The sequence below is a fragment of the Pseudomonas trivialis genome (assembly GCF_036864995.1).
Lineage (GTDB): Bacteria > Pseudomonadota > Gammaproteobacteria > Pseudomonadales > Pseudomonadaceae > Aquipseudomonas > Aquipseudomonas trivialis.
Genome location: NZ_CP142151.1, coordinates 4,733,991 through 4,754,453 on the forward strand (window position 1 = coordinate 4,733,991; position 20,463 = coordinate 4,754,453).

Below are 20,463 nucleotides of genomic sequence, written 5' to 3' on the forward strand. Positions count from 1 at the left end.
CATCTTCACCTTATTCAAACCTGTGCGATCCATTTGCGATGCGTATGAATCGACATCAAAACCCCAAACGCTGACAGCAATGTCACCAGCGAAGTTCCGCCGTAGCTAATGAACGGCAACGGCACCCCAACCACCGGCAGCAGGCCACTGACCATACCGATGTTGACGAAAACGTAAACAAAAAAAGTCATGGTCAAGGCGCCGGCGAGCAATTTGCCGAACAGCGTCTGCGCCTGCGCAGTGATCACCAGGCCCCGCCCGATCAGCAGCAAATAGATCAGCAGCAGCGCGCAGATGCCCACCAGGCCGAACTCTTCGCCCAGCACCGCGATAATGAAGTCGGTGTGGCTTTCGGGCAAAAAGTCCAGATGCGACTGGGTGCCCAGCAACCAGCCCTTGCCAAACACACCACCGGAACCGATGGCGGCCTTCGACTGGATAATGTTCCAGCCGGTGCCCAGCGGATCGCTTTCCGGGTCGAGGAACGTGAGGATCCGCTGCTTCTGATAGTCGTGCATGAAGAAGAACCACATCGCCACCGCCACCGGCACCGCAGCCGCCAGCACGCTGAGGATCCAGCGCCAGCGCAGGCCACCCATGAACAGCACGAAGGCGCCGCCGGCGAGGATCAGCAACGAGGTGCCGAGGTCGGGCTGGCGCACGATCAGGATAAACGGGATGCCGATCAGGATCAGGCTGATGCCCACGTGTTTGAGTTGCGGCGGCAAGGTGCGTTTGGACAAATACCAGGCAATGGTGGCCGGCATCAGAATCTTCATGAATTCCGACGGCTGGAAGCGAATCACCCCGGGAATGTTGATCCAGCGTGTCGCGCCCATGGCGTTGTGGCCCATCACATCCACCACCACCAGCAGCAACACCCCGGCCACATACCCCAGCGGTACCCAGCGCGCCATGAAGCGTGGCTCCAACTGCGCGATCACCACCATCGACAACAGGCCTAGGCCGAACGAGGACGCCTGCTTGATCAGCAGGTCCCAGTCCTTGCCGCTGGCCGAATACAGCACGAACAGGCTGCCGGCCGCCAGGGTCAGCAGCAGGATCAGCAGCGGGCCATCAATGTGCATGCGCTGCAGCAACGTCGCGCGACGACGCATCACGTCCTCGCTGGAGAGGATGCGGTCAAAATTACTCTTCACGGGCCGTCACCTCGGGGGTTGAAGGGGGGCCGCCATACTCGGGCTTGAGCCTGCCGTCGTCGGCCAGCAGCCAGGCGTCCATGATCTGACGCACCACCGGCGCAGCCACACCGGAGCCGGATTCGCCGTTCTCGACCATCACCGCCACCACGATTTTTGGCGCATCGGCCGGGGCAAAGCCGACAAACAAGGCGTGGTCACGGTGACGCTCCTGGACCTTGCTGCGGTCATACTTTTCGCCCTGCTTGATCGCCACCACCTGCGCCGTGCCACTCTTGCCGGCAATGCGGTACTGCGCGCCAAGCGCGGCCTTGCGCGCGGTGCCACGTGCGCCGTGCATCACCTGCTGCATGCCGTGATTGACCTTGGCCCAGTCAGACGGGTCGCGCAGCACGATGTCGGGGATCGGGTTTTCATCCACTGGCTTTTCGCCTTCGATGGTCCGGGCCAGGTGCGGGCGGTTCCAGATGCCTTTGTTGGCCACCAATGCGGTGGCCTGAGCCAGTTGCAGCGGTGTGGCCTGCATGTAGCCCTGGCCGATGCCGAGAATCAGGGTTTCACCCGGGAACCACGCCTGGCGACGAGTCGCGCGCTTCCATTCACGCGACGGCATCAGGCCGGGGGATTCTTCGAACATGTCCAGGGAGACTTTCTGACCGAGGCCGAACTTGCCCATGTAGGCCGCCAGACGGTCGATCCCCAGCTTGTGGGCCAGGTCGTAAAAGTAGGTGTCGTTGGAGCGCATGATCGCGGTGTCCAGGTCGACATAGCCGTCACCGGTGCGGTTCCAGTTGCGATATTTGTGGTCGTAGTTGGGCAGCATGTAGTAGCCCGGGTCGTACACACGACTGGAGGCGGTGACCACACCCGCGTCCAGGCCGGCAATCGCCACCGCCGGCTTGATGGTCGAGCCGGGCGGGTACAGGCCGCGCAGCACGCGATTGAACAGCGGTCGGTCGATGGAATCACGCAACTCGGCGTAAGCCTTGAAGCTGATGCCGGTCACGAACAGGTTGGGGTCGAAGCTCGGCTGGCTGACCATCGCCAGCACCTCGCCAGTGTTCGGGTCGAGGGCCACCACCGCGCCGCGTCGCCCCCCCAGAGCCATTTCGGCGGCTTCCTGCAGCTTGATGTCCAGGCTCAGCACGATGTCCTTGCCGGGCACCGGGTCGGTGCGCTTGAGCACGCGCAGCACGCGGCCTCGCGCGTTGGTTTCGACTTCTTCGTAACCCACCTGGCCGTGCAGCTCGGGCTCGTAGAAGCGCTCGATGCCGGTTTTGCCGATGTGGTGGGTGCCGCTGTAATTGACCGGATCGAGGCTTTTGAGCTCTTTCTCGTTGATGCGGCCCATATAGCCGACGGAGTGGGCAAAGTGCGGCCCCTGCGGATAATGACGCACCAGCTGCGCCACCACTTCCACGCCGGGCAGGCGGAACTGGTTCACCGCGATGCGCGCGATCTGCTCTTCGGTCAGCTCGAACAGAATCGGCACCGGCTCGAACGGCCGGCGCCCCTGCCTCATGCGTTTTTCGAAGATCACCCGGTCTTCCGGCGTCAGTTGCAGCACCTCGACGATCACATCGAGCACCTGCTGCCAGTCGCCGGAACGTTCGCGGGTCATGCTCAGGCTGAAACTGGGGCGGTTATCGGCAACCACCACGCCGTTGCGGTCGAAAATCAGCCCACGGGTCGGCGGGATCGGCTGCACATGCACCCGGTTGTTTTCCGACAGCGTGGAGTGATAGTCGTACTGGATCACCTGCAGGAAATACAGGCGCGCGACCAGCACGCCGATCAGCCCAACCACCAGAAAAGCACCAAACACAACCCGAGCGCGTACCAGACGTGCGTCTTTCTCGTGGTCCTTGATGCGGATCGGCTGAGTCATCGGGCGCGGCGCAGATTATTTGTGGTAAGGGTGCCCGGACAGGACTGTCCAGGCGCGATACAGCTGTTCACCGATCAGAATCCTTACCAACGGGTGCGGCAACGTCAGCGCCGACAGCGACCAGCGCTGATCGGCCCGCGCACAGACTTCCGGCGCCAGCCCTTCAGGACCACCGACCATGAAGTTGACCGTGCGCGAGTCCAGACGCCAGCGGTCCAGTTCCACCGCCAGTTGCTCGGTACTCCAGGGTTTGCCGTGCACTTCGAGGGTGACGATGCGCTCGTTGGGGCCGACCTTGGCCAGCATGGCCTCGCCTTCCTGACGGATAAAGCGCGCCACGTCGGCATTCTTGCCCCGGGTGTTGAGCGGGATTTCCACCAGCTCAAGCGACAGCTCGGCGGGCAGACGCTTGGCATACTCATGCCAGCCTTCTTCCACCCACTTGGGCATGCGTGAACCGACAGCGATCAGACGCAGGCGCACAGCCGTTCCTTATTCCTGGTCTTTGTTGAGCTTGTCGAAGTGCGCGTGGCCCACTTCCGGGCTGTGGTGCTTGCCATCGGCGGCACGGCTCTGCTCGGCGCCTTTCCACAGACGCTCCAGGTCGTAGAACTGGCGGGCGTTGGAGGTCATCATGTGAACGATTACGTCGTCCATGTCCAGCAGCACCCAGTCGCTGTCGCCCTTGCCTTCTTCACCCAATGGCTTGACGCCCTGGGCTTTGACGGCTTCGCGGACCTTGTCCAGCATCGCGCCGATCTGGCGGTTGGAGGTACCCGTGGCGATGATCATGTAGTCGGTGATGCTTTGCTTGTCGCGCACGTCCAGCACCTGGATATCCTGGGCCTTCACGTCCTCGAGCGCGGCAACCGCGACTTTCACCAGCTCTTCGCCAGCCAGCTCCGGGCCAACGTGGGCTTCAACCGGCAGCGGGGCGCTTTTGAAGGTGCCTTTGCGCTTAACTTTGCTTACGTCTTTGTTCGTCATAAAAAACTCGTTTTGCTCATATGTTCGGGCGCTTGCTGCACGACGGTTCGTGCGGTCAAGCGCGCCTTTTCAGTTCGACGCACGGTAAAGCCCGTGCGCATCGATGTAGGCCAGGACCGCGTCAGGCACCAGGAAACGTACCGACTTCCCGCTGGCCAGCAGTTGACGGATCTGGGTGGCAGACACCGCAAGCGGGGTCTGCCAGACGAATGCAATATTCCCGTTCGGCCCGGTCAGGGCCAAGGGGTCACTTACCGACCGCGCGGCCAGCAGGTTGCGCAGGGCATCCGGCGGTTCGCTGTCGGCATCCGGGCGTTGCAGCACCAGGATGTGGCAATGCTGGAGGAGTTCCTCCCAGCGATGCCAAGAGGGCAGGCCGCAAAATGCGTCCCAGCCCAAAAGCAGAAACAACTGGTCATCTGCGGCCAACTCGGCGCGCATCAGCTCCAGGGTGTCGACAGTGTAGGACGGTTTATCGCGCTTGAGCTCGCGGTCGTCCACCACCAGCGGTGCGATGCCCTCAACTGCCACGCGCACCATTTCCAGACGCTGCTGCGGCGACACCTGCGGCATGTCGCGATGGGGCGGCCGCGCGTTGGGCATCACCCGCATCTCGTCCAGCCCGAGCGCATCGGCAACCTCAAGTGCACTGCGCAAATGGCCAATGTGCACGGGGTCGAAGGTGCCACCGAGCAGCCCGATGCGTTTAGCCATCAAGTGCGCACGTGACCGTCGCCGAACACTACGTACTTCTCGCTGGTCAGGCCTTCCAGGCCGACCGGGCCGCGTGCGTGGAGCTTGTCGGTGGAGATGCCGATCTCCGCGCCCAGGCCATATTCGAAGCCGTCGGCAAAGCGCGTCGAGGCGTTGATCATCACCGACGCGGAATCCACTTCGGTAAGAAAACGCCGGGCATCGCTGAAATGCTCGGAGACAATCGCGTCGGTGTGCCTGGAGCCGTATTTATTGATGTGTTCGATGGCCTGGTCCAGGTCGTCGACGATGCGGATCGACAGGATCGGCGCCGTGTACTCGGTGTACCAATCTTCTTCGGTGGCCTCGATCACGTCCGCGCCCAGCAGCGCAAGGGTGCGCTCGCAACCGCGCAGTTCCACGCCCTTGTCACGGTAGATGGCAGCCAGCGGCGGCAGCACGCGCTCGGCAATGCCGGCGTGCACCAGCAGCGTCTCCATGGTGTTGCACGGGGCGTAGCGATGGGTCTTGGCGTTGTCGGCGATGCGGATCGCCTTGTCGAGGTCGGCGGCCACGTCGATGAACACGTGGCACACGCCGTCCAGGTGCTTGATCACCGGCACCTTGGCCTCGCGGCTGACACGCTCGATCAGGCTCTTGCCACCGCGTGGCACGATCACGTCGACGAACTCCGGCATGGTGATCAACGCGCCGACGGCCGCGCGGTCGGTGGTTTCCACCACCTGCACCACTTCGGCGGGCAGCTCGGCCACGGCCAGGCCCTGCTGGATGCACGCGGCAATGGCACGGTTGGAATGGATCGCCTCGGAACCGCCGCGCAGGATGGTGGCGTTACCGGACTTGAGGCACAGGCTCGCGGCGTCAATGGTCACGTTCGGGCGCGACTCGTAGATGATGCCGATCACGCCCAGGGGCACGCGCATCTTGCCGACCTGGATGCCGGACGGCAGGTAGCGCATATCGCGGATTTCACCGATGGGGTCAGGCAGCTTGGCCACCTGACGCAGGCCTTCGATCATGTCGTCGATACGTGCCGGGGTCAGCGCCAGGCGGTCCAGCAGGGCCGGTTCCAGGCCATTGGCGCGGCCGTTGGCCAAATCCTGTTCGTTGGCGGCGGCAAGTTCTGCGCGCGCGGCATCCAGCGCATCGGCGGCGGCCAGCAGGGCACGGTTCTTCTGCGCAGTGCTCGCACGGGCGATCAACCGCGAGGCCTGGCGGGCTGCGCGACCCAGGCGGGTCATGTAGTCGAGAACGGACTCAGTCATGGTCAGAGAGACTTGGCCAAAGAGGAAAGCGGCAGATTATAGCTGTGACGCCGCCCGACTGACAGCGGTGAGGGGCGGATGGTCGAAATGAACTGTAAAAAACGGGTGTTCAGCGGTAATTAAGCGGGGAGTTGTTATTATTCGGTCACATTTACCTGCACTCCCCTGATCTCCTATGCCCAGTGTGACCCCGCAACTCCCCGCAAGCGCCCTGCCCGACCGCTTCTTCGACCGTGACGCGCAATTGCTCGCACGGGATCTGCTCGGAAAAGTCATACGCCATCGCGTGGGCGATCTCTGGCTTTCTGCGCGAATTATTGAAACCGAAGCCTATTACGTGGCCGAAAAAGGCAGTCACGCTTCACTTGGCTACACAGAAAAGCGTAAGGCTTTGTTTCTGGATGGTGGCCATATCTACATGTATTACGCCCGGGGCGGCGATTCGCTGAACTTCAGCGCCCATGGCCCGGGCAACGCGGTGCTGATCAAGTCGGCCTATCCGTGGGTGGACGAGATATCCGGCCCCGCCAGCCTGGCGCAAATGCTGCTCAACAACCCGAACCCCGACGGCAGCCCGCGCGCCTCGCAAAAACTCTGCGCCGGCCAGACGCTGCTGTGCAAGGCGCTGGGGCTGAAGGTGCCGATGTGGGACGCCAAGCGGTTCGACCAGGAACTGCTCTATGTGCAGGACGTGGGGCAGACGCCCACGCAGATTATCCAGACCACCCGCCTGGGCATCCCGAGCGGGCGCGATGAGCACTTGATGTACCGTTTCGTCGATGCAGGCTATGCGCCTTATTGCACGCGGAACCCGCTGCGACGTGGCCAGGTCGAAGGCCGGGATTATTTTTTGATTTGAGCCGACCGGGCATGAGCGCTTATGTCGCCGCAGCCCTTTCTGGGAGCGGGCTTGCCTGCAAAGGCGGTATCCAGCAAACATTGATGTTGACTGACCCACCGCTTTCGCGGGCAAGCCCGCTCCCACAGGGGGTCTTCAGTGTTGCGCATTACGTAGTGCATAGAGGGAGTGGAGTGTATGGGCCAATGGCTCGATAGCATTACCGGCTGGCTGACCGTGAATCCGCAGTGGCTGGCCGTGGCGGTGTTTATCGTCGCGTGCGTGGAGTGTCTGGCGATTGCCGGGTTGATCGTGCCGGGCACGGTATTGCTGTTCGCCATTGCCGCGCTGGCCGGCAGCGGCGCGCTGTCGCTGAGCGAGACGTTGCTGCTGGGCTTTCTCGGCGGGCTGCTGGGCGACGGCGTCTCCTACTTTCTGGGCCGACACTTCCACCAGAACATCCGGCGCCTGCCCGGCTTGCGTCACCACCCGGAATGGATGAACGGCGCCGAAACCTACTTCCACAAATACGGCATCGCCAGCCTGCTGGTCGGACGCTTCATCGGCCCCTTGCGCCCGATGCTGCCAATGGTCGCCGGCATGTGCGACATGCCCTTTCCGCGCTTCGCCGCCGTGAGTGTTGTCGCGGCGACCGGCTGGTCGGTGGCCTACCTGCTGCCGGGCTGGGCGACCGGCGCCGCATTCCGTCTGCCACTGCCGGAAGGCTTCTGGCCGGAGGCGGCAGTCGTGGCCGGGTGCCTGGCCGTTTTGCTGGGCCTGAGCTTGAACAGCAGCCTGCGCGGCCATCGTCGCGCAACGCTGTGGATCGGCTGCGCGAGCCTGGTGCTGCTGATCGCAGTGTTTATCGGCTACCCACACCTCAATCACTTCGATCAGGGCCTGAGCGCGCTGGTGCAGGAGCATCGCAGCGCGTGGCTGGACGAGGTAATGGTGCGGGTCACGCAGTTGGGCGAGTTCAAAAAGATGTTCGTCGCCAGCGCCGTATTCACCGGCCTGCTGTTGCTGCTGCGGCAGTGGCGCCATGCGCTGTTTGTCGGCGCCACGCTGGCCGGCGCGGCGGTGATCAATACCGGCACCAAGCTGTTTTTCGCCCGTGGCCGCCCGGAAATTCTCACCGACCCGCTCACCAGCTTCAGCATGCCCAGCGGCCACGCGTCCGGCGCCTTCGCGTTTTTCCTCGCGTTGGCGGTGCTGGCAGGGCGCGGCCAGCCTACGCGGCTGCGCCTCACCTGGATGCTGATGGGCTGCATTCCGGCCGCCTTCATCGCGTTGTCACGGGTATACCTTGGCGCTCACTGGCCCTCGGATATCCTCGCCGGCACGCTGCTGGCCATGACCGTCTGCGCATTCAGCCTCACGGCCAGCGAATACCGCAGCCCGCTGCCGGCCATGTCGCGCAGGATCTGGTGGCTGCTGCTGCCGGCGCTGGTGGCGGTGATGAGCTTTATCGCCCTCACCGGCACGTCCCACGCCTTGCTGCGCTATGCCTATTGAGTGAACAGTTCGCCCTGCAACTCGTCGAGCAGCATCTGGATCGCATCCAGGCGCTGCTGCGGATCGTCGATTTGCAGCAGGTCGATCTTGTCCGCCTCGGTGAACGGCAATAAATACGCGAGCTGATTACCCAGCGCCTGCTGGCCCTCGGCATTGCCGCCCATGTCCAGGGAAGCAACCATCGGGTGCTCGGCCAAGGCCTGGAGCAGGGCCAGCAGGTCGGCGTCCTCTTCTTCGAGCGGCAAGTCCGGTTGCTCGTCCAGCCATTGCACGTCGGCCACCAGCAACTGATCTTTCTGTACCCCCGCTTCACGTACGCGAAATCTGCGCCCGCCTTCGACGCGAATCCCCAGCAGGCCATTGTCCTGCTGCTTGAAGTCGCGAATCAACGCCTCGCAGCCGATCAGCGCGTAGCCGTCCGGCGCCATGCCGACTTCCCGGCCGTCAAGGATGCACACCACGCCGAAGCTTTCGCCCTTTTTCATGCAGCGGCTGATCATGTCCAGGTAGCGCGCCTCGAACAGTTGCAGGTCGAGGGTGCAGCCGGGGAACAGCACGGTGTTGAGCGGGAACAGCGCCAGACTCATAAAGGTTTCCTTACATACCTGGGTTTAAACAATCACCGACACGGCCAACGGCAAAAACACCGCCGTGGCCACGCCCATCAGACTCATGGCCAGCGCCGCAAACGCGCCGCACTCTTCACTTTCCTGCAGGGCCACCGAGGTGCCCACGGCGTGGGCGGTCATGCCCAGCGCCATGCCGCGCGCCTCGGGGCTGTGCACACCCAGGCGCGTCAGGTAGGCCGGGCCGATCATGGCGCCGACCACGCCGGTAATCAGCACAAACACTGCCGCCAGCGCCGCCACGCCGCCGATCTGCTCGGCCACCAGCATGGCAATCGGCGAGGTCACCGACTTGGGCGCCATGGTCATCAGCATCCGGTGTTCGGCACCGAACCACTCGCCCAGCAACAGACACAGGCCAGTGACCAACACACCGCCCAACACCAACACCGTAAAAATCGGCCAGAACAATTGGCGAATCCGCCGCAGGTTCAGGTAGAGCGGCACCGCCAGCGCCACCGTGGCAGGGCCCAGCAGGATGCCCATGATCTCGGTGCTCTTGCGGTATTCGGCGTAGCTGAGGCCGCAGGTGAGCAGCACGCCGATCACCAGCAACATGGAGACCAGCACCGGCTGCAGAAAGATCCAGCGGGTTTTCTCGAACCCGGCCAGCACCAATTGATAGGCGCCCAGAGTAATGCCGATGCCGAACAGCGGGTGATGGATGACGGACGTCCACGCGCCGTGCCAGTCGACAGTCATTGACCCTTCTCCTTGCGCTTGACCATCTGCTGCATCAGCACTCCGACAAAGCCCATGGCGATCACGAGCGATAACACCAGCGCGCCGATGATGGCCCAAAAGTCGGCGGCAATCTCCCCGGCGTACACCATCACGCCCACGGCGGGAGGCACCAGCAGCAGCGGCAGGTAGCGCAACAGGCTGCTGGCCGCCAGGCTCAAGGGCTCGCCGACTTCGCCGCGCCAGATCAGAAAGCCCAGCATCAGCAACAGGCCGATAATCGGCCCCGGCAATACCGGCAACAGCAAATGATTGAGCGCGGTGCCGATCAATTGGAACAGCACCAGCCAGGTCAGGCCCCGTAACAACATCCACTTTCTCCCCCGTCAAAGCTCGCCCGCATTATAAGCACGTCAGGTCTATACACCGGCATTCGCCATAAGCATGGTGGATTGACCGGGCGCAGGGGCCGTGATGATCTACATTGGTTCTCTGCAATCCGGAAAAATGCCCCGATTACCGGGCGGATAAAAACTGCTGAACCAAGGAGAGACGCAATGCCCTATGTACCTGTAGCGCAGCTCAAAGATCATGTCGGCAAGGAACTGGGACGTTCCGAATGGCTCACCATCGACCAGGCCCGTATCAACCTGTTCGCAGAGGCCACGGGCGATCATCAGTTCATCCACGTCGACCCGGTCAAGGCCGCGCAGACCCCGTTCGGCAGCACCATCGCCCACGGCTTTCTGTCGCTGTCGCTGATTCCCAAACTGATCGAAGACATCCTGATCGTGCCCGAAGGCTTGAAAATGGCGGTCAATTATGGCCTGGACAGCGTGCGCTTCATCCAGCCGGTGAAAGTCGACTCAAAGGTGCGTCTGGCGGTCACCCTGACCGATGTCACCGAGAAAAAGCCCGGCCAGTGGCTGCTCAAGGCCACCTGCACCCTGGAAATCGACGGCCAGGAAAAACCTGCCTACATTGCCGAGTCGCTGTCGCTCTGCTTCGTGTAAGGCCCTGCCTGTGGTGAGGCGCTAAACCTTGCCACAGCGTATGTAAATTTATGTATCAAACTCTCGGCTGCGGCATACTCGGCGCTCAATTATCCGGATCCCGCTATGCGCCCACTCGCCCCCCTTGCCCTTGCCCTGTTGCTCACCGCCTGCGGAGACGGCGAATCGCTGTTGCCGCCCGATGCGCGTCTGCCCGATGGGGGTCGTTACCGTGGCGATGTGGTCAATGGCCTGTTGCAAGGCCAGGGCCGTGTCGACTACCCCAACGGCAGCTGGTATGCCGGTGCGTTCGACAAGGGCCAGTGGCACGGCCAGGGCGAATGGCATGGCAGCAACGGCGAAGTCTATAAGGGCGAGTTCCAACAGGGCCTGTTCGATGGACAGGGCAGCCTGACCACTGCCGGCAGCCAATACGTGGGCGGTTTCAAGAACGGTCGCCGCAACGGCGAAGGCACCCTCAAAGAGGGGCAGATGACCTATCGCGGCGAGTTCCTCGACGACCAGTATTCAGGCCTCGGTCGCCTGGAGCTGGCCGACGGCAGCCAGTACCAGGGCCAGTTCGACCACGGCAAGCCGAACGGCGAAGGCCAGCGCAACGACGACAGCGGCAACCAGTTCAGCGGCCGTTTCGTCGATGGTCAGTTGGAAGGCAACGGCACGTTCAACAGCGCCGACGGCGACATCTACGTAGGCCAGTTCAAACAGAACCAGCTCAACGGCAAGGGCCGCTACGAAAACGCTGACGGCGATGTGTGGATCGGCGAATTCAAGGAAGGCGCCTTGAGCGGTAAGGGCGAGTTGATCGGTGTGGACGGCAGCCACTATGTGGGCCAGTTCAGCGATTGGCGCTTTACCGGCGAAGGCCGTCTGAACCTCACGGACGGCAGCTTCTATATCGGCGGGTTCGACAGCGACAATTATCAAGGTCGCGGCACGCTGGTGCTCACCGACGGCACCGTGCAGGCCGGCACCTGGGTCAATGGCCTGCGCGTGCGAGACGCCGACGGCAAGCTGTTGCCCGACCCGCTGGAAATCGGCGTACTCGCCCAGGGCCGTTTGCTCAACGAGGCGCTTGCCGCAGTGCCCGCCTCCACACCCGCCGTGGAGCTGTACACCCTGGCCGTGGCTGGCGACGGCAAGCAAAGCGTGTTCCTGCGCGAAGCCGATTACGTCAGCAACATGCTCGCCACGCGCTTCGGCGCCCGTGGGCAGATTCGCCTGGTCAACCATCGCGACCACATCACCGACCGCCCCCTGGCCACCCGCGAAAGCCTGCGCCGCGCGGTGCAGACCCTGGCCGAACGCAGCGGGCCGGAAGACCTGGTGTTTATCTACCTGACCAGCCACGGCACCCACGAACATGAACTGGTGCTCGACCAGCCGCGCATGGAGCTGGCCGACCTGCCCGCCGACGAACTGGCCGCCGTGCTCACCCCGCTGCAAAACCGCGACAAGATCATCGTGATTTCCGCCTGCTATTCCGGCGGCTTCATTCCGGCGCTGAAGGACGAACACACGTTGATCATGACCGCTTCGCGGGCCGATCGCGTGTCGTTCGGTTGTTCCGAGGAAGCCGACTTCACCTACTTCGGCGATGCTCTTTTCGCACAGGCTTTTAACCAGACCGACGATTTGCAGCAAGCCTTCAAACTGGCGCAACTGCACGTGACCGAGCGCGAGCAGGCGGACAACTTCGAAGCCTCCGAACCGCAGATCTGGGCGCCCAAGGGGGTGATCGCCCACTGGCAACTCTTACGCAAACAGCAGGCACGAAAGGCGCTCGAAAGCGTCTCAATGAATAGCAAGGAAGCCAAAGGCAACTAAGCTGTAACGTGTAATAAGGGGGAAACACCATGTACCTGACACCTCAGCATATCCTGCTCGCAGGCGCCTCGGGCCTTACCGGCGAACACCTGCTGGACCGCCTGCTCAACGAACCCACCGTCAGCCGCGTACTGGCGCCGAGCCGCAAACCACTTGCCGAACATCCGCACCTGGAAAACCCGGTGGGCGAACCGGCTGTGGTTCTGCCACAGCTAAGCGGCCAGGTGGATATCGCGTTCTGCTGTTTGGGCACCACCATCAAGAAGGCCGGCTCCGAAGCGGCCTTTCGCGCCGTCGACCTGGACATGGTCGTGGCCTTTGCCAAACGCGCGCGGGAACTGGGCGCGCGGCACCTGATCGTGATCAGCGCGATTGGCGCCGACCCGAAATCTTCGGTGTTCTACAACCGCGTCAAAGGCGAAATGGAGCAGGCACTGAAGGCGCAGGACTGGCCGCAATTGACCATCGTGCGGCCCTCGCTGCTGCTGGGGGACCGACTGGAACCGCGTCTGGCCGAACAACTGGCCGGGCCGTTGTCGCGTTTGATTCCAGGCAAGTACCATGGCATCGAAGTGTGCGACCTGGCTCGGGCCATGTGGCGCCTGGCTCTGGAGGAACAGAATGGGGTGCGGGTGGTGGAGTCCGATGAGTTGCGCAAACTCGGCAAGTAACCGCTCTTATCAACAAAAAATAACGTGCTGATTTAATCAGGCAGCCACATTCCCGTGGCGAGCGGGCTTGCCCCGCGTTGGGCTGCGCAGCAGCCCCAAAACCATGCGCTGCGCAGTGTCAGATACACCGCGTTGTCCTTGATTGGGGGGCGCTTCGCACCCCAACGCGGGGCAAGCCCGCTCGCCACAAAAAGCCCACTCGCCACAACAGACCGGCTCGCCACAGAAGCTCCAATTGTTAGAGACCGCCCGTCGCGTTAAAACCCACGCCCAGCACGGTCAACACCGACAGCGGCAACAACAGCGTATCGAGCAGTGCGCTGGCCGGCAGGTCCGCATGTGGGTAGCGCGGCGCCTCAGCCCCGAACTTGTCCTTGGCACAGCAGCCGCCGTCAATCGCGTACAGGTCCAACCGTGTACCGGCATACACCACCGGCGCGCCGGGCTGCGCGGCATCCAGCGTGCGTGCCGTGGCGCAGCCGGCCAGTTGCAGCGCCATGACCAGCAGCAGCGCCTTATTCATCGCTGCTCAAATGGTGCTCGCCCCAGCGCGGCAGCATGTCCTGGGGAATATTGAGCAGGTTGAGAATGCGCGCCACCACGAAGTCCACCAGGTCATCGATAGTCTGCGGCTGGTGGTAGAAGCCCGGCGACGCGGGCAGGATGGTCACGCCCATGTTCGACAACTTGAGCATGTGCTCCAGGTGAATGCTCGAGTACGGTGCTTCACGCGGCACCAGAATCAACTGGCGACGCTCCTTGAGCGTCACATCCGCAGCCCGTTCGATAAGGTTGTTGCAGGCACCGGTGGCAATCGCCGACAGCGTACCGGTGGAGCACGGCACCACCACCATCGCCGCAGGTGCGCCGGAGCCCGAGGCCACCGGCGACATCCAGTCCTCTTTGCCGTACACCTTGATCTGCCCCGCCGCCGCACCGGTGTATTCGGTGAGGAACGCTTGCATTGTCTGCACTTTGGGCGGCAGCGCCACGTCGGTTTCGGTGGCCATTACCAACTGCGCGGCCTTGGAGATCAGAAAGTGCACCTCGCGGTCTTCACGCACCAGGCAATCGAGCAGGCGCAGGCCGTAGGGCGCGCCCGAGGCGCCGGTCATTGCCAGCGTAACGCGCTCCGGGCCGCTCATTTGAGCGCCTCGGCCAGCTTGCCGTGCAGGCCGCCGAATCCGCCGTTGCTCATGACCACCACATGGGTGCCCGGCCCGGCCTGCTGTTTGACGTGCTCAATGATGCCTTCGATGGAATCGCACACCGTCGACGGGACGGTGCACAGCGCGGCAATCCCCGGCAGGTCCCAGCCGAGATTGGCAGGGGCATACCAGACCACCTCGTCGGCATCGTTGACGCTCTGCGGCAAGCCATCACGGTGCGCGCCGAGCTTCATGGAATTGGAGCGCGGCTCGACAATCGCGATGACGCGGGCATCACCGACCTGCTTGCGCAGGCCATCCAGCGTGGTGGCAATCGCCGTGGGGTGGTGGGCAAAGTCGTCGTAGATAGTAATTCCATTCACGTCAGCGACCTTTTCCATTCGGCGCTTCACGCTTTTGAACGCGCTCAACGCAGCAATACCCATGGCGGGCACCACGCCCACATGCCGCGCGGCAGCCAGGGTGACCAAGGCATTGGCGACGTTATGTTGGCCGGTCATGTCCCACGCGACGATGCCCTGGGCCTCGCCGTCAAACAGCACTTCAAAGCGCGAGCCGTCTTCGCTCAGCAGCCTGGCCTGCCACTGCCCGCCGGCGCCGGTGGTCTGCACCGGGGTCCAGCAGCCCATGTCGATCACGCGCTGCAGCGCAGGTTCTGTGGTGGGGTGGATCACCAGGCCTTCGCTGGGGATGGTGCGCACCAGGTGGTGGAATTGCCGTTCGATGGCCGGCAGGTCGGGGAAAATGTCGGCGTGATCGAACTCAAGGTTATTGAGAATCGCTGTACGCGGACGGTAATGGACGAACTTGGAGCGCTTGTCGAAAAAGGCGCTGTCGTACTCGTCGGCTTCGATTACAAAAAATGGCGTCTCACCCAGGCGGGCCGACACTGAAAAGTTCTGCGGCACGCCGCCGATCAAAAAGCCCGGGCTCATGCCGGCATGCTCCAGCACCCAGGCAAGCATGCTGCTGGTGGTGGTCTTGCCGTGAGTGCCGGCCACCGCCAGCACCCAGCGACCTTGCAGCACGTGGTCGGCCAGCCATTGCGGGCCGGAAACATACGCCAGCCCCTTGTTGAGCACGTACTCGACTGCCGGGTTGCCTCGGGACATGGCATTGCCGATCACCACCAGGTCAGGGGCCGGGTCGAATTGCGAGGGGTCGTAGCCTTGGGTCAATTCAATGCCCTGGGCTTGCAGTTGCGTACTCATGGGCGGATAGACGTTGGCGTCGGAGCCGGTGACGTGATGACCCAGTTCTTTGGCGAGTACCGCCATCGAGCCCATGAATGTGCCGCAAATACCAAGAATATGAATGTGCATGGTTGACCTCTTGAACATCGAGGCAGGTTAGCGCAGGGAGGGGGAAATCGCACCTGTTATGCGGCGGGTCGCCGAACGATGAATGCTGGTGCACTTCGTTCGGCGGGCCTGATTCAAACGGTGCTTGAAGAATCGGCTTTACGTTCCTGCTCTTTCATTGCAGTGAGAAAGCGCAGTTTTTCATAGCTTGGGCACAGCTGCCCTGTTTGAGTGGGCAGCCGGGCTGGAGCAGTTCCGGGGTGAAAGACCCACGTAACATGTATGACAATTCTTTTTTAATCATGAAAGCAGCCTTTACCCCGACAAGCGCAAAGTGCTAACTCCCACGTCCCTGCATGACTCTAACCCGCGTAAGTGCGTTGCGTATGGCATCAATTCTTTCTTCAATGGCCTCTACTCGGTCCTGTAACTCAGCGTAACGGTGATTGACATCATCGTGCGGGTTATAGGGCTTACAAAAAACCTCATAAGCTTCAGCAATTTGCACAGTGCGATCTTCGAGCCTATCCAGTGCTACTTCTAATTGATAGGCGTATTTATGAAGATCGACATGCGCTATCTTGATCGGAGCCTCCGCGAGGAATCCACACTCAATAGTCAACTCATCCAGTTCAGTGATATACCGCGAAGCGTTGTCGAAACGGGACAATAGGGATGGATCAATAAAACTCGGCGCTGACGGAACGTCCGACACTTTCACGTCGGCGGGATCGAATGTTACGCCGTGGGCAGGCTCACGCCCGTAGTGTCTCACTAACGCTTTCTCGACAAAAACCGACGTTCCAGAAAAACCAACCTGGGTGACGGTATCAAGCGCCGTAGACGCAAGAGGGCCGATACGGTTGGAAATCGATTTGGAAATAAAACCTTTTAACGGTGCACCGTAGGGAGTCTGAGTGGCAATGTCGAAGGCATACCACTTACCATTCAGTTCAATAGCCGTAACCGCTGCAGCTTCGCCATGAACGCCCAAAGGACGATAAATGCCTTCTGCAATATTATCTTTTTGCGCCCATAGAGAAGGCGTAAAACTGCCCTGCCCTGCGTTTAGACTAGTTAGTTTTTTAAAGCCCGCCTTACCCAGTTTAAAAACACCACGACCGACATCGTAAACCCCCGCAAGAGGATTGACAGATTGAACACCTGCTTTAGCGAACCCCTTAATGAAGCCGAGTGCCGAACCTACCCCGCTTTTAACACCCAGTCTGACGCCCTGTATACCGCCTTTCAACGCTGGCACAAAAAAACCAAATACGTCCAGGAGAGCGTTAAAAAAGCCCTCTGCCGGTCGGCCATCGATAAAGCTTCGAACGGCACTGTAGAAAGGAACAAGTCCTAAAAAAACTGATTGACGGCATTTGAAAGGTGCTCCTCGCGCTCTTGTTCTGTCGTGCCATTGGCCGTTACTTTTGCTTCTTGCAAACCTCGTGTGTAGTAGGCACCGATAGCGGCGGCCAGTTGACCGGACTTGGGCGAGGTGAAGGTGTCAGGTGGCGTCACGGGATAAGGTTTGGATGTGCCAGCTTGCAGAGACCGCGAGGGATAGATAGAAAGAGCGGCAAAGTCTATTGGGTTTTCCTCTGGCCAAGGCGTGCCTAGAGCCTGCCACAAAATGGTAACCGCTGGCTCTTTGCCCTCCGGTGAATCGGGCCGCGGTATGGAGAAATACAACCGGCTGCCTGGAAACTGCAAGCCAGGCCTGGATGGGTCTGCATCCTTGATAATTCGCCCTTGGACCGGCGAATACAGATAGTGACAAACCTTCCCATCAAGATCTGCCCTGAAGAGTATCGCGCCACTGTTTATATACGTGTTTATTTTATGATCGGGGCTCACGGGACCTTGATGCCTGTCGGGAAAGCCCAGCTCGAAGGTAGTGACCTTACCGTATTCAATCAGCCGCCGATCCTCTGCGGGCAGCAGTGATAGCTGATATTTGAACTGCGCATTAAATGCACCGTTCAAATCTTGAATATAGTCGTTGAATTTATCTTCAAACTCTCTTTTTATATTCTTGAGTTTCGGTAGACCTACATTAACTTTCACCGTATCAAAGTCAGCATCGCGGGATATCCAAAAATGCTTGCCGAGGTCGCCTGACATATAAATATCCAATAATGAATATGCCTTCCGACCGGGAGAGCCAGGAACGGTATCTGCCAGCAAGCGCTGCTCAAAAAAATGCTGATTTTCAATTCCATACACACGCCGCAGCTCAGTAAGCGCCAACTCCCGGCGGGTTGGCATCGGCGTGCTTAGCGCAGTGACCGAGTCGGCCAGAATTTCATGCTGTGCCTGCATTGCATCGACTGCACGCTCGATGTCCGCGGCGGAATACGCATCATCGCTGTTTTCAAGGATGACGCCGTTTGCGATAGCCCAGTCGATTACGGCTGTCATCTGAGCGAATTGCTGCTGGCGTTTTTCAGCAACCGAAACGGGCTCTATCTCATCGAGCGCCATAACCGCGCAATAGCTCATTGAAGCCGCTGATCCAGGCTGACCCGCCTCTATACGGGCCACAGCCGCACTGAAAGTTGCCCATTGATGAGAACCGTACACCAGGGTCGACGGTAAATCCTTTACTAAAAATTCAGGGGCTGAGACCGACAATAGTAAAAAGACTGCGACCTTAGCTATTGCCTCTCCAAACCTTGGGGTCAGGTAGCTTTCGAAGTCTTTGACGATATCAGGAGCACTCCGCCCCCAATTACTCTGCTGACGTAGCGAATAAGAAGCCAAACTATTGCGCTGCGGCCCACCGGCGGGGTCCACGTCCAACAACACAGCAGTTAACAGCGCTTCATAGGCGCTGGTCGACGCGGGCATTGCCTCATTACTTTTTTGAAGCAATGCGCCCAACGCCTGCCCTTGTGCAGAGTCGAGGATGGCGTTCAGTATTTCGTCAGGTCCATGGGTATCAGACGTCAGACCGTGGGGAAGCGTACGCAACAGAAGTTCGATAATACTTCGCGGCCCCTGCGCACGATCTGAATGTATTTCTATTTGGCGTGCTTTCCATGCGTCGACTATCGGTTGAAGTCTCGCCTGGTGTTCAGCGGCCAGCGACGCGCTCTTATTGAGCAGCCCTGCGTAATGGTGCACACGCGAGGGCGAATAATTTTCTACAACTGTATGGCGTTTGGTGTGTACACGTAGATTTGGAAAACCGGAAAAATCATGCCCACGGGTGTCGCTGCTTTGAGACAGTACAGGCAAGGCTTTGATTTCTGGCGAACCCACCGAGGCCAAACGATTAATAGGCATAGATTACCCACAAAGCCGGCATCTGCGGCCATTTTATATTTTAGATGAAGCCCGCCACAGTGTTTCCCTTTGTGCCAGGCTTATTGTTGAAACCTGCCGACAAACCATCCTGATCGACCCTTGGCAATTAAAGTCCTCAATAAATCAATACACATACCTAGCGCAGCGTTGCCTTATCGGCTCAATGTGAATTACGCTGACTGACGCAACTTCATTCCCTCTAGAACTTTACCTTGCGCTTTTTGCAAAGACGCAATTCTACTTTCCACTGCGACGAGACGGGCGTCTGCGCCGGCAAGCCCTTCAGCAGCTTTTACGGCAGGTAAATAAGCCTTGAAGTAGACTTCGTGTTCATCCGCAACTTCCTTGGTGTGCAATTCCGCATGGTCCAACATGTTTTCAAGGTTTTTGAGACGTGCCAGCGGTTCTGTTGGCCATTCCTGTTGAGGCAATAAAACTGAGCTCGTATCTCCATATTTGAGCCACATAGACTGATTCGTGACGCTAAAGGCAATAATCTGAGCCTCATTCATTCGTGGATAAAGTGCTTCCACATCAATCGCTTCCTGGCTCTCCGTGAGCTCGACGGATGACTTTGCAATCGGTGTTGGGGGCGTCATGGTCACAGGCAAGTATGATGCTTTGATTCTTTCAGCGGCGGCGGTAGACCCAGCATAAGCGCCGATGTTGATCGGTGCGGAAACCAAACCGGTAACAGCAGCGCCAATAGCGGCATCGCGTGCAACGGCAGCACCGGACGGTGACGTAGATATGACCCCGGCCTTGACCATTTTATCGGCATCGCTCATGCGAGTGACGGCTTCCGCTATTGTCAATTTAGGAGCGGCGGCAGGAGCTGGAATTTCTTTCTGCCACTTTTTCACGCCTTTCAGCACAGAGGCCGGAAACAGCTGTTCATGAGGTTCGTTATTACCCTTCGCTGCACTCGAAAGATCTCTAGCGACCTTGCCATCTTTATCGAGCGGCCTCCCTATTTTATCAATTAGAATACCTTCTTTATTGACAAACTTCCCATCCTTGTCAATCAGCTGACCTTTAGGATCTACTAAACGTCCGTCACGATTTACCAAACGCCCCTGTGTATCAACAGGACGCCCGGCCTCGTTGATGAGCTTTCCATAACTATTGACTAAATGCCCATTATTATTTATCAAGCGACCCTTATCATCGACTGCATGACCCTGATGATTGAGAAGTTGCCCGCGATCATTAATTCGGTGGTTGTTTTCATTAATCAAGTAACCTTTCTTGTTGATAGCTTGCCCTTTGTCATTAAGCAATTGCCCCTGCCGATTCACTAACTTACCGGCATTATTGTAATGACTACCCGCCGGCGCATAGCTAGGCACTTTAAGTGGCACCGAAGGAGTAGCTGGAGCCGGCTTAGGACTGATAAAAATTTTTTTAATTGGCATATAGCCACCTCATAATTAATTAACGTTAAGACTACAACGAAACCCTTGGGCTTCTGTTAATTAAGTGGCGACACGCGCAAACCAGGT

20 protein-coding genes are annotated in these 20,463 nt (G+C 59.9%); 5 read left to right on the forward strand and 15 right to left on the reverse strand.

The window, feature by feature from the left end; genetic code table 11:
* Nucleotides 1-14: 14 nt before the first annotated feature.
* From rodA to VRB54_RS20875, 6 genes are all read right to left on the reverse strand, one after another.
* Nucleotides 15-1,118 (reverse strand): rod shape-determining protein RodA, encoded by a 1,104-nt coding sequence (gene rodA, locus VRB54_RS20850; RefSeq protein ID WP_057010160.1) that lies wholly within the window; start codon nt 1,116-1,118, stop codon nt 15-17.
* A gap of 31 nt (nt 1,119-1,149) precedes the next feature.
* On the reverse strand, nt 1,150-3,048 hold the full coding sequence (mrdA, locus tag VRB54_RS20855) for a penicillin-binding protein 2 (RefSeq protein WP_209985190.1): 1,899 nt from the start codon (nt 3,046-3,048) through the stop codon (nt 1,150-1,152).
* Between the two features lie 15 nt (nt 3,049-3,063).
* The gene (rlmH, locus tag VRB54_RS20860) at nt 3,064-3,531 is read right to left on the reverse strand and encodes a 23S rRNA (pseudouridine(1915)-N(3))-methyltransferase RlmH (protein WP_003176297.1); all 468 of its coding nucleotides are present in this window, start codon (nt 3,529-3,531) and stop codon (nt 3,064-3,066) included.
* A 9-nt stretch (nt 3,532-3,540) separates the two neighbouring features.
* Nucleotides 3,541-4,035 (reverse strand): ribosome silencing factor, encoded by a 495-nt coding sequence (gene rsfS / locus VRB54_RS20865; RefSeq protein ID WP_003237041.1) that lies wholly within the window; start codon nt 4,033-4,035, stop codon nt 3,541-3,543.
* Between the two features lie 69 nt (nt 4,036-4,104).
* The gene (nadD, locus tag VRB54_RS20870) at nt 4,105-4,749 is read right to left on the reverse strand and encodes a nicotinate-nucleotide adenylyltransferase (protein ID WP_003237043.1); all 645 of its coding nucleotides are present in this window, start codon (nt 4,747-4,749) and stop codon (nt 4,105-4,107) included.
* Nucleotides 4,749-6,014, reverse strand: coding sequence for a glutamate-5-semialdehyde dehydrogenase (locus tag VRB54_RS20875; RefSeq protein ID WP_338478602.1), 1,266 nt, complete (start codon nt 6,012-6,014; stop codon nt 4,749-4,751). The genes nadD and VRB54_RS20875 overlap by 1 nt, the downstream gene beginning before the upstream one ends.
* A 175-nt stretch (nt 6,015-6,189) precedes the next feature.
* On the opposite strand from VRB54_RS20875, the gene VRB54_RS20880 reads away from it, so the two are divergent.
* Both VRB54_RS20880 and VRB54_RS20885 read left to right on the forward strand, forming a co-directional pair.
* Entirely contained in the window at nt 6,190-6,873 is a 684-nt protein-coding gene (locus tag VRB54_RS20880) for a DNA-3-methyladenine glycosylase (RefSeq protein ID WP_338478603.1), read from the forward strand.
* A 177-nt stretch (nt 6,874-7,050) separates the two neighbouring features.
* Nucleotides 7,051-8,367: a bifunctional DedA family/phosphatase PAP2 family protein gene (locus VRB54_RS20885; RefSeq protein ID WP_338478604.1), complete on the forward strand. Its 1,317-nt coding sequence runs from the start codon at nt 7,051-7,053 to the stop codon at nt 8,365-8,367.
* On the opposite strand, the gene VRB54_RS20890 is transcribed toward VRB54_RS20885, so the two are convergent.
* From VRB54_RS20890 to VRB54_RS20900, 3 genes are read right to left on the reverse strand one after another with little or no spacing between them, the layout of a single operon-like run.
* A complete protein-coding gene (locus VRB54_RS20890) occupies nt 8,361-8,954 on the reverse strand; it encodes an LON peptidase substrate-binding domain-containing protein (protein WP_003237052.1) in 594 nt (197 codons plus the stop codon). The two genes, VRB54_RS20885 and VRB54_RS20890, sit on opposite strands and share 7 nt — an antisense overlap.
* 24 nt (nt 8,955-8,978) lie before the next feature.
* Complete coding sequence (locus VRB54_RS20895) at nt 8,979-9,695, reverse strand: LrgB family protein (RefSeq protein WP_338478605.1); 717 nt, start codon at nt 9,693-9,695, stop codon at nt 8,979-8,981.
* A complete protein-coding gene (locus VRB54_RS20900) occupies nt 9,692-10,045 on the reverse strand; it encodes a CidA/LrgA family protein (protein WP_338478606.1) in 354 nt (117 codons plus the stop codon). Before VRB54_RS20900 ends, VRB54_RS20895 begins: the two co-directional genes overlap by 4 nt.
* A 186-nt stretch (nt 10,046-10,231) precedes the next feature.
* Between VRB54_RS20900 and VRB54_RS20905 the strand changes: the two genes are divergently transcribed.
* From VRB54_RS20905 to VRB54_RS20915, 3 genes are all read left to right on the forward strand, one after another.
* Nucleotides 10,232-10,687 (forward strand): MaoC family dehydratase, encoded by a 456-nt coding sequence (locus tag VRB54_RS20905; protein WP_338478607.1) that lies wholly within the window; start codon nt 10,232-10,234, stop codon nt 10,685-10,687.
* A gap of 105 nt (nt 10,688-10,792) precedes the next feature.
* Nucleotides 10,793-12,511, forward strand: coding sequence for a C13 family peptidase (locus VRB54_RS20910; RefSeq protein WP_338478608.1), 1,719 nt, complete (start codon nt 10,793-10,795; stop codon nt 12,509-12,511).
* A 29-nt stretch (nt 12,512-12,540) separates the two neighbouring features.
* Nucleotides 12,541-13,182 carry an oxidoreductase gene (locus VRB54_RS20915; RefSeq protein WP_209985224.1) on the forward strand — a complete coding sequence of 214 codons (642 nt, stop codon included), beginning with the start codon at nt 12,541-12,543 and terminating at the stop codon, nt 13,180-13,182.
* 238 nt (nt 13,183-13,420) lie between these two features.
* Here the strand turns inward: VRB54_RS20915 and VRB54_RS20920 are convergent, their stop codons facing one another.
* The 6 genes from VRB54_RS20920 to VRB54_RS20945 all read right to left on the reverse strand — a co-directional run bounded on the left by VRB54_RS20920 (nt 13,421) and on the right by VRB54_RS20945 (nt 20,376).
* Nucleotides 13,421-13,705 carry a YceK/YidQ family lipoprotein gene (locus VRB54_RS20920; protein ID WP_338478609.1) on the reverse strand — a complete coding sequence of 95 codons (285 nt, stop codon included), beginning with the start codon at nt 13,703-13,705 and terminating at the stop codon, nt 13,421-13,423.
* Nucleotides 13,698-14,327, reverse strand: a complete 630-nt coding sequence (gene ubiX, locus VRB54_RS20925) for a flavin prenyltransferase UbiX (RefSeq protein ID WP_028618086.1) — start codon at nt 14,325-14,327, stop codon at nt 13,698-13,700. Before ubiX ends, VRB54_RS20920 begins: the two co-directional genes overlap by 8 nt.
* The gene (gene mpl, locus VRB54_RS20930; RefSeq protein WP_338478610.1) at nt 14,324-15,673 is read right to left on the reverse strand and encodes a UDP-N-acetylmuramate:L-alanyl-gamma-D-glutamyl-meso-diaminopimelate ligase; all 1,350 of its coding nucleotides are present in this window, start codon (nt 15,671-15,673) and stop codon (nt 14,324-14,326) included. Before mpl ends, ubiX begins: the two co-directional genes overlap by 4 nt.
* 316 nt (nt 15,674-15,989) lie before the next feature.
* The gene (locus VRB54_RS20935; protein WP_338478611.1) at nt 15,990-16,913 is read right to left on the reverse strand and encodes a hypothetical protein; all 924 of its coding nucleotides are present in this window, start codon (nt 16,911-16,913) and stop codon (nt 15,990-15,992) included.
* Nucleotides 16,914-17,008: 95 nt separating this feature from the next.
* Nucleotides 17,009-18,940, reverse strand: coding sequence for a hypothetical protein (locus VRB54_RS20940; RefSeq protein ID WP_338478612.1), 1,932 nt, complete (start codon nt 18,938-18,940; stop codon nt 17,009-17,011).
* A 191-nt stretch (nt 18,941-19,131) separates the two neighbouring features.
* On the reverse strand, nt 19,132-20,376 hold the full coding sequence (locus tag VRB54_RS20945) for a hypothetical protein (protein WP_338478613.1): 1,245 nt from the start codon (nt 20,374-20,376) through the stop codon (nt 19,132-19,134).
* Nucleotides 20,377-20,463 lie beyond the last annotated feature (87 nt).

Coding starts and splice junctions, on each gene's coding strand:
- VRB54_RS20940 (WP_338478612.1), bottom strand. CDS start 18,940: ATGCCTATTAATCGTTTGGCCTCGGTGGGTTCGCCAGAAATCAAAGCC.
- VRB54_RS20885 (WP_338478604.1), top strand. CDS start 7,051: ATGGGCCAATGGCTCGATAGCATTACCGGCTGGCTGACCGTGAATCCG.
- VRB54_RS20880 (WP_338478603.1), top strand. CDS start 6,190: ATGCCCAGTGTGACCCCGCAACTCCCCGCAAGCGCCCTGCCCGACCGC.
- VRB54_RS20895 (WP_338478605.1), bottom strand. CDS start 9,695: ATGACTGTCGACTGGCACGGCGCGTGGACGTCCGTCATCCATCACCCG.
- VRB54_RS20905 (WP_338478607.1), top strand. CDS start 10,232: ATGCCCTATGTACCTGTAGCGCAGCTCAAAGATCATGTCGGCAAGGAA.
- mrdA (WP_209985190.1), bottom strand. CDS start 3,048: ATGACTCAGCCGATCCGCATCAAGGACCACGAGAAAGACGCACGTCTG.
- VRB54_RS20900 (WP_338478606.1), bottom strand. CDS start 10,045: ATGTTGTTACGGGGCCTGACCTGGCTGGTGCTGTTCCAATTGATCGGC.
- VRB54_RS20890 (WP_003237052.1), bottom strand. CDS start 8,954: ATGAGTCTGGCGCTGTTCCCGCTCAACACCGTGCTGTTCCCCGGCTGC.
- VRB54_RS20945 (WP_338478613.1), bottom strand. CDS start 20,376: ATGCCAATTAAAAAAATTTTTATCAGTCCTAAGCCGGCTCCAGCTACT.
- mpl (WP_338478610.1), bottom strand. CDS start 15,673: ATGCACATTCATATTCTTGGTATTTGCGGCACATTCATGGGCTCGATG.
- VRB54_RS20920 (WP_338478609.1), bottom strand. CDS start 13,705: ATGAATAAGGCGCTGCTGCTGGTCATGGCGCTGCAACTGGCCGGCTGC.
- ubiX (WP_028618086.1), bottom strand. CDS start 14,327: ATGAGCGGCCCGGAGCGCGTTACGCTGGCAATGACCGGCGCCTCGGGC.
- VRB54_RS20875 (WP_338478602.1), bottom strand. CDS start 6,014: ATGACTGAGTCCGTTCTCGACTACATGACCCGCCTGGGTCGCGCAGCC.
- VRB54_RS20915 (WP_209985224.1), top strand. CDS start 12,541: ATGTACCTGACACCTCAGCATATCCTGCTCGCAGGCGCCTCGGGCCTT.
- rodA (WP_057010160.1), bottom strand. CDS start 1,118: ATGCGTCGTCGCGCGACGTTGCTGCAGCGCATGCACATTGATGGCCCG.
- VRB54_RS20910 (WP_338478608.1), top strand. CDS start 10,793: ATGCGCCCACTCGCCCCCCTTGCCCTTGCCCTGTTGCTCACCGCCTGC.
- nadD (WP_003237043.1), bottom strand. CDS start 4,749: ATGGCTAAACGCATCGGGCTGCTCGGTGGCACCTTCGACCCCGTGCAC.
- rsfS (WP_003237041.1), bottom strand. CDS start 4,035: ATGACGAACAAAGACGTAAGCAAAGTTAAGCGCAAAGGCACCTTCAAA.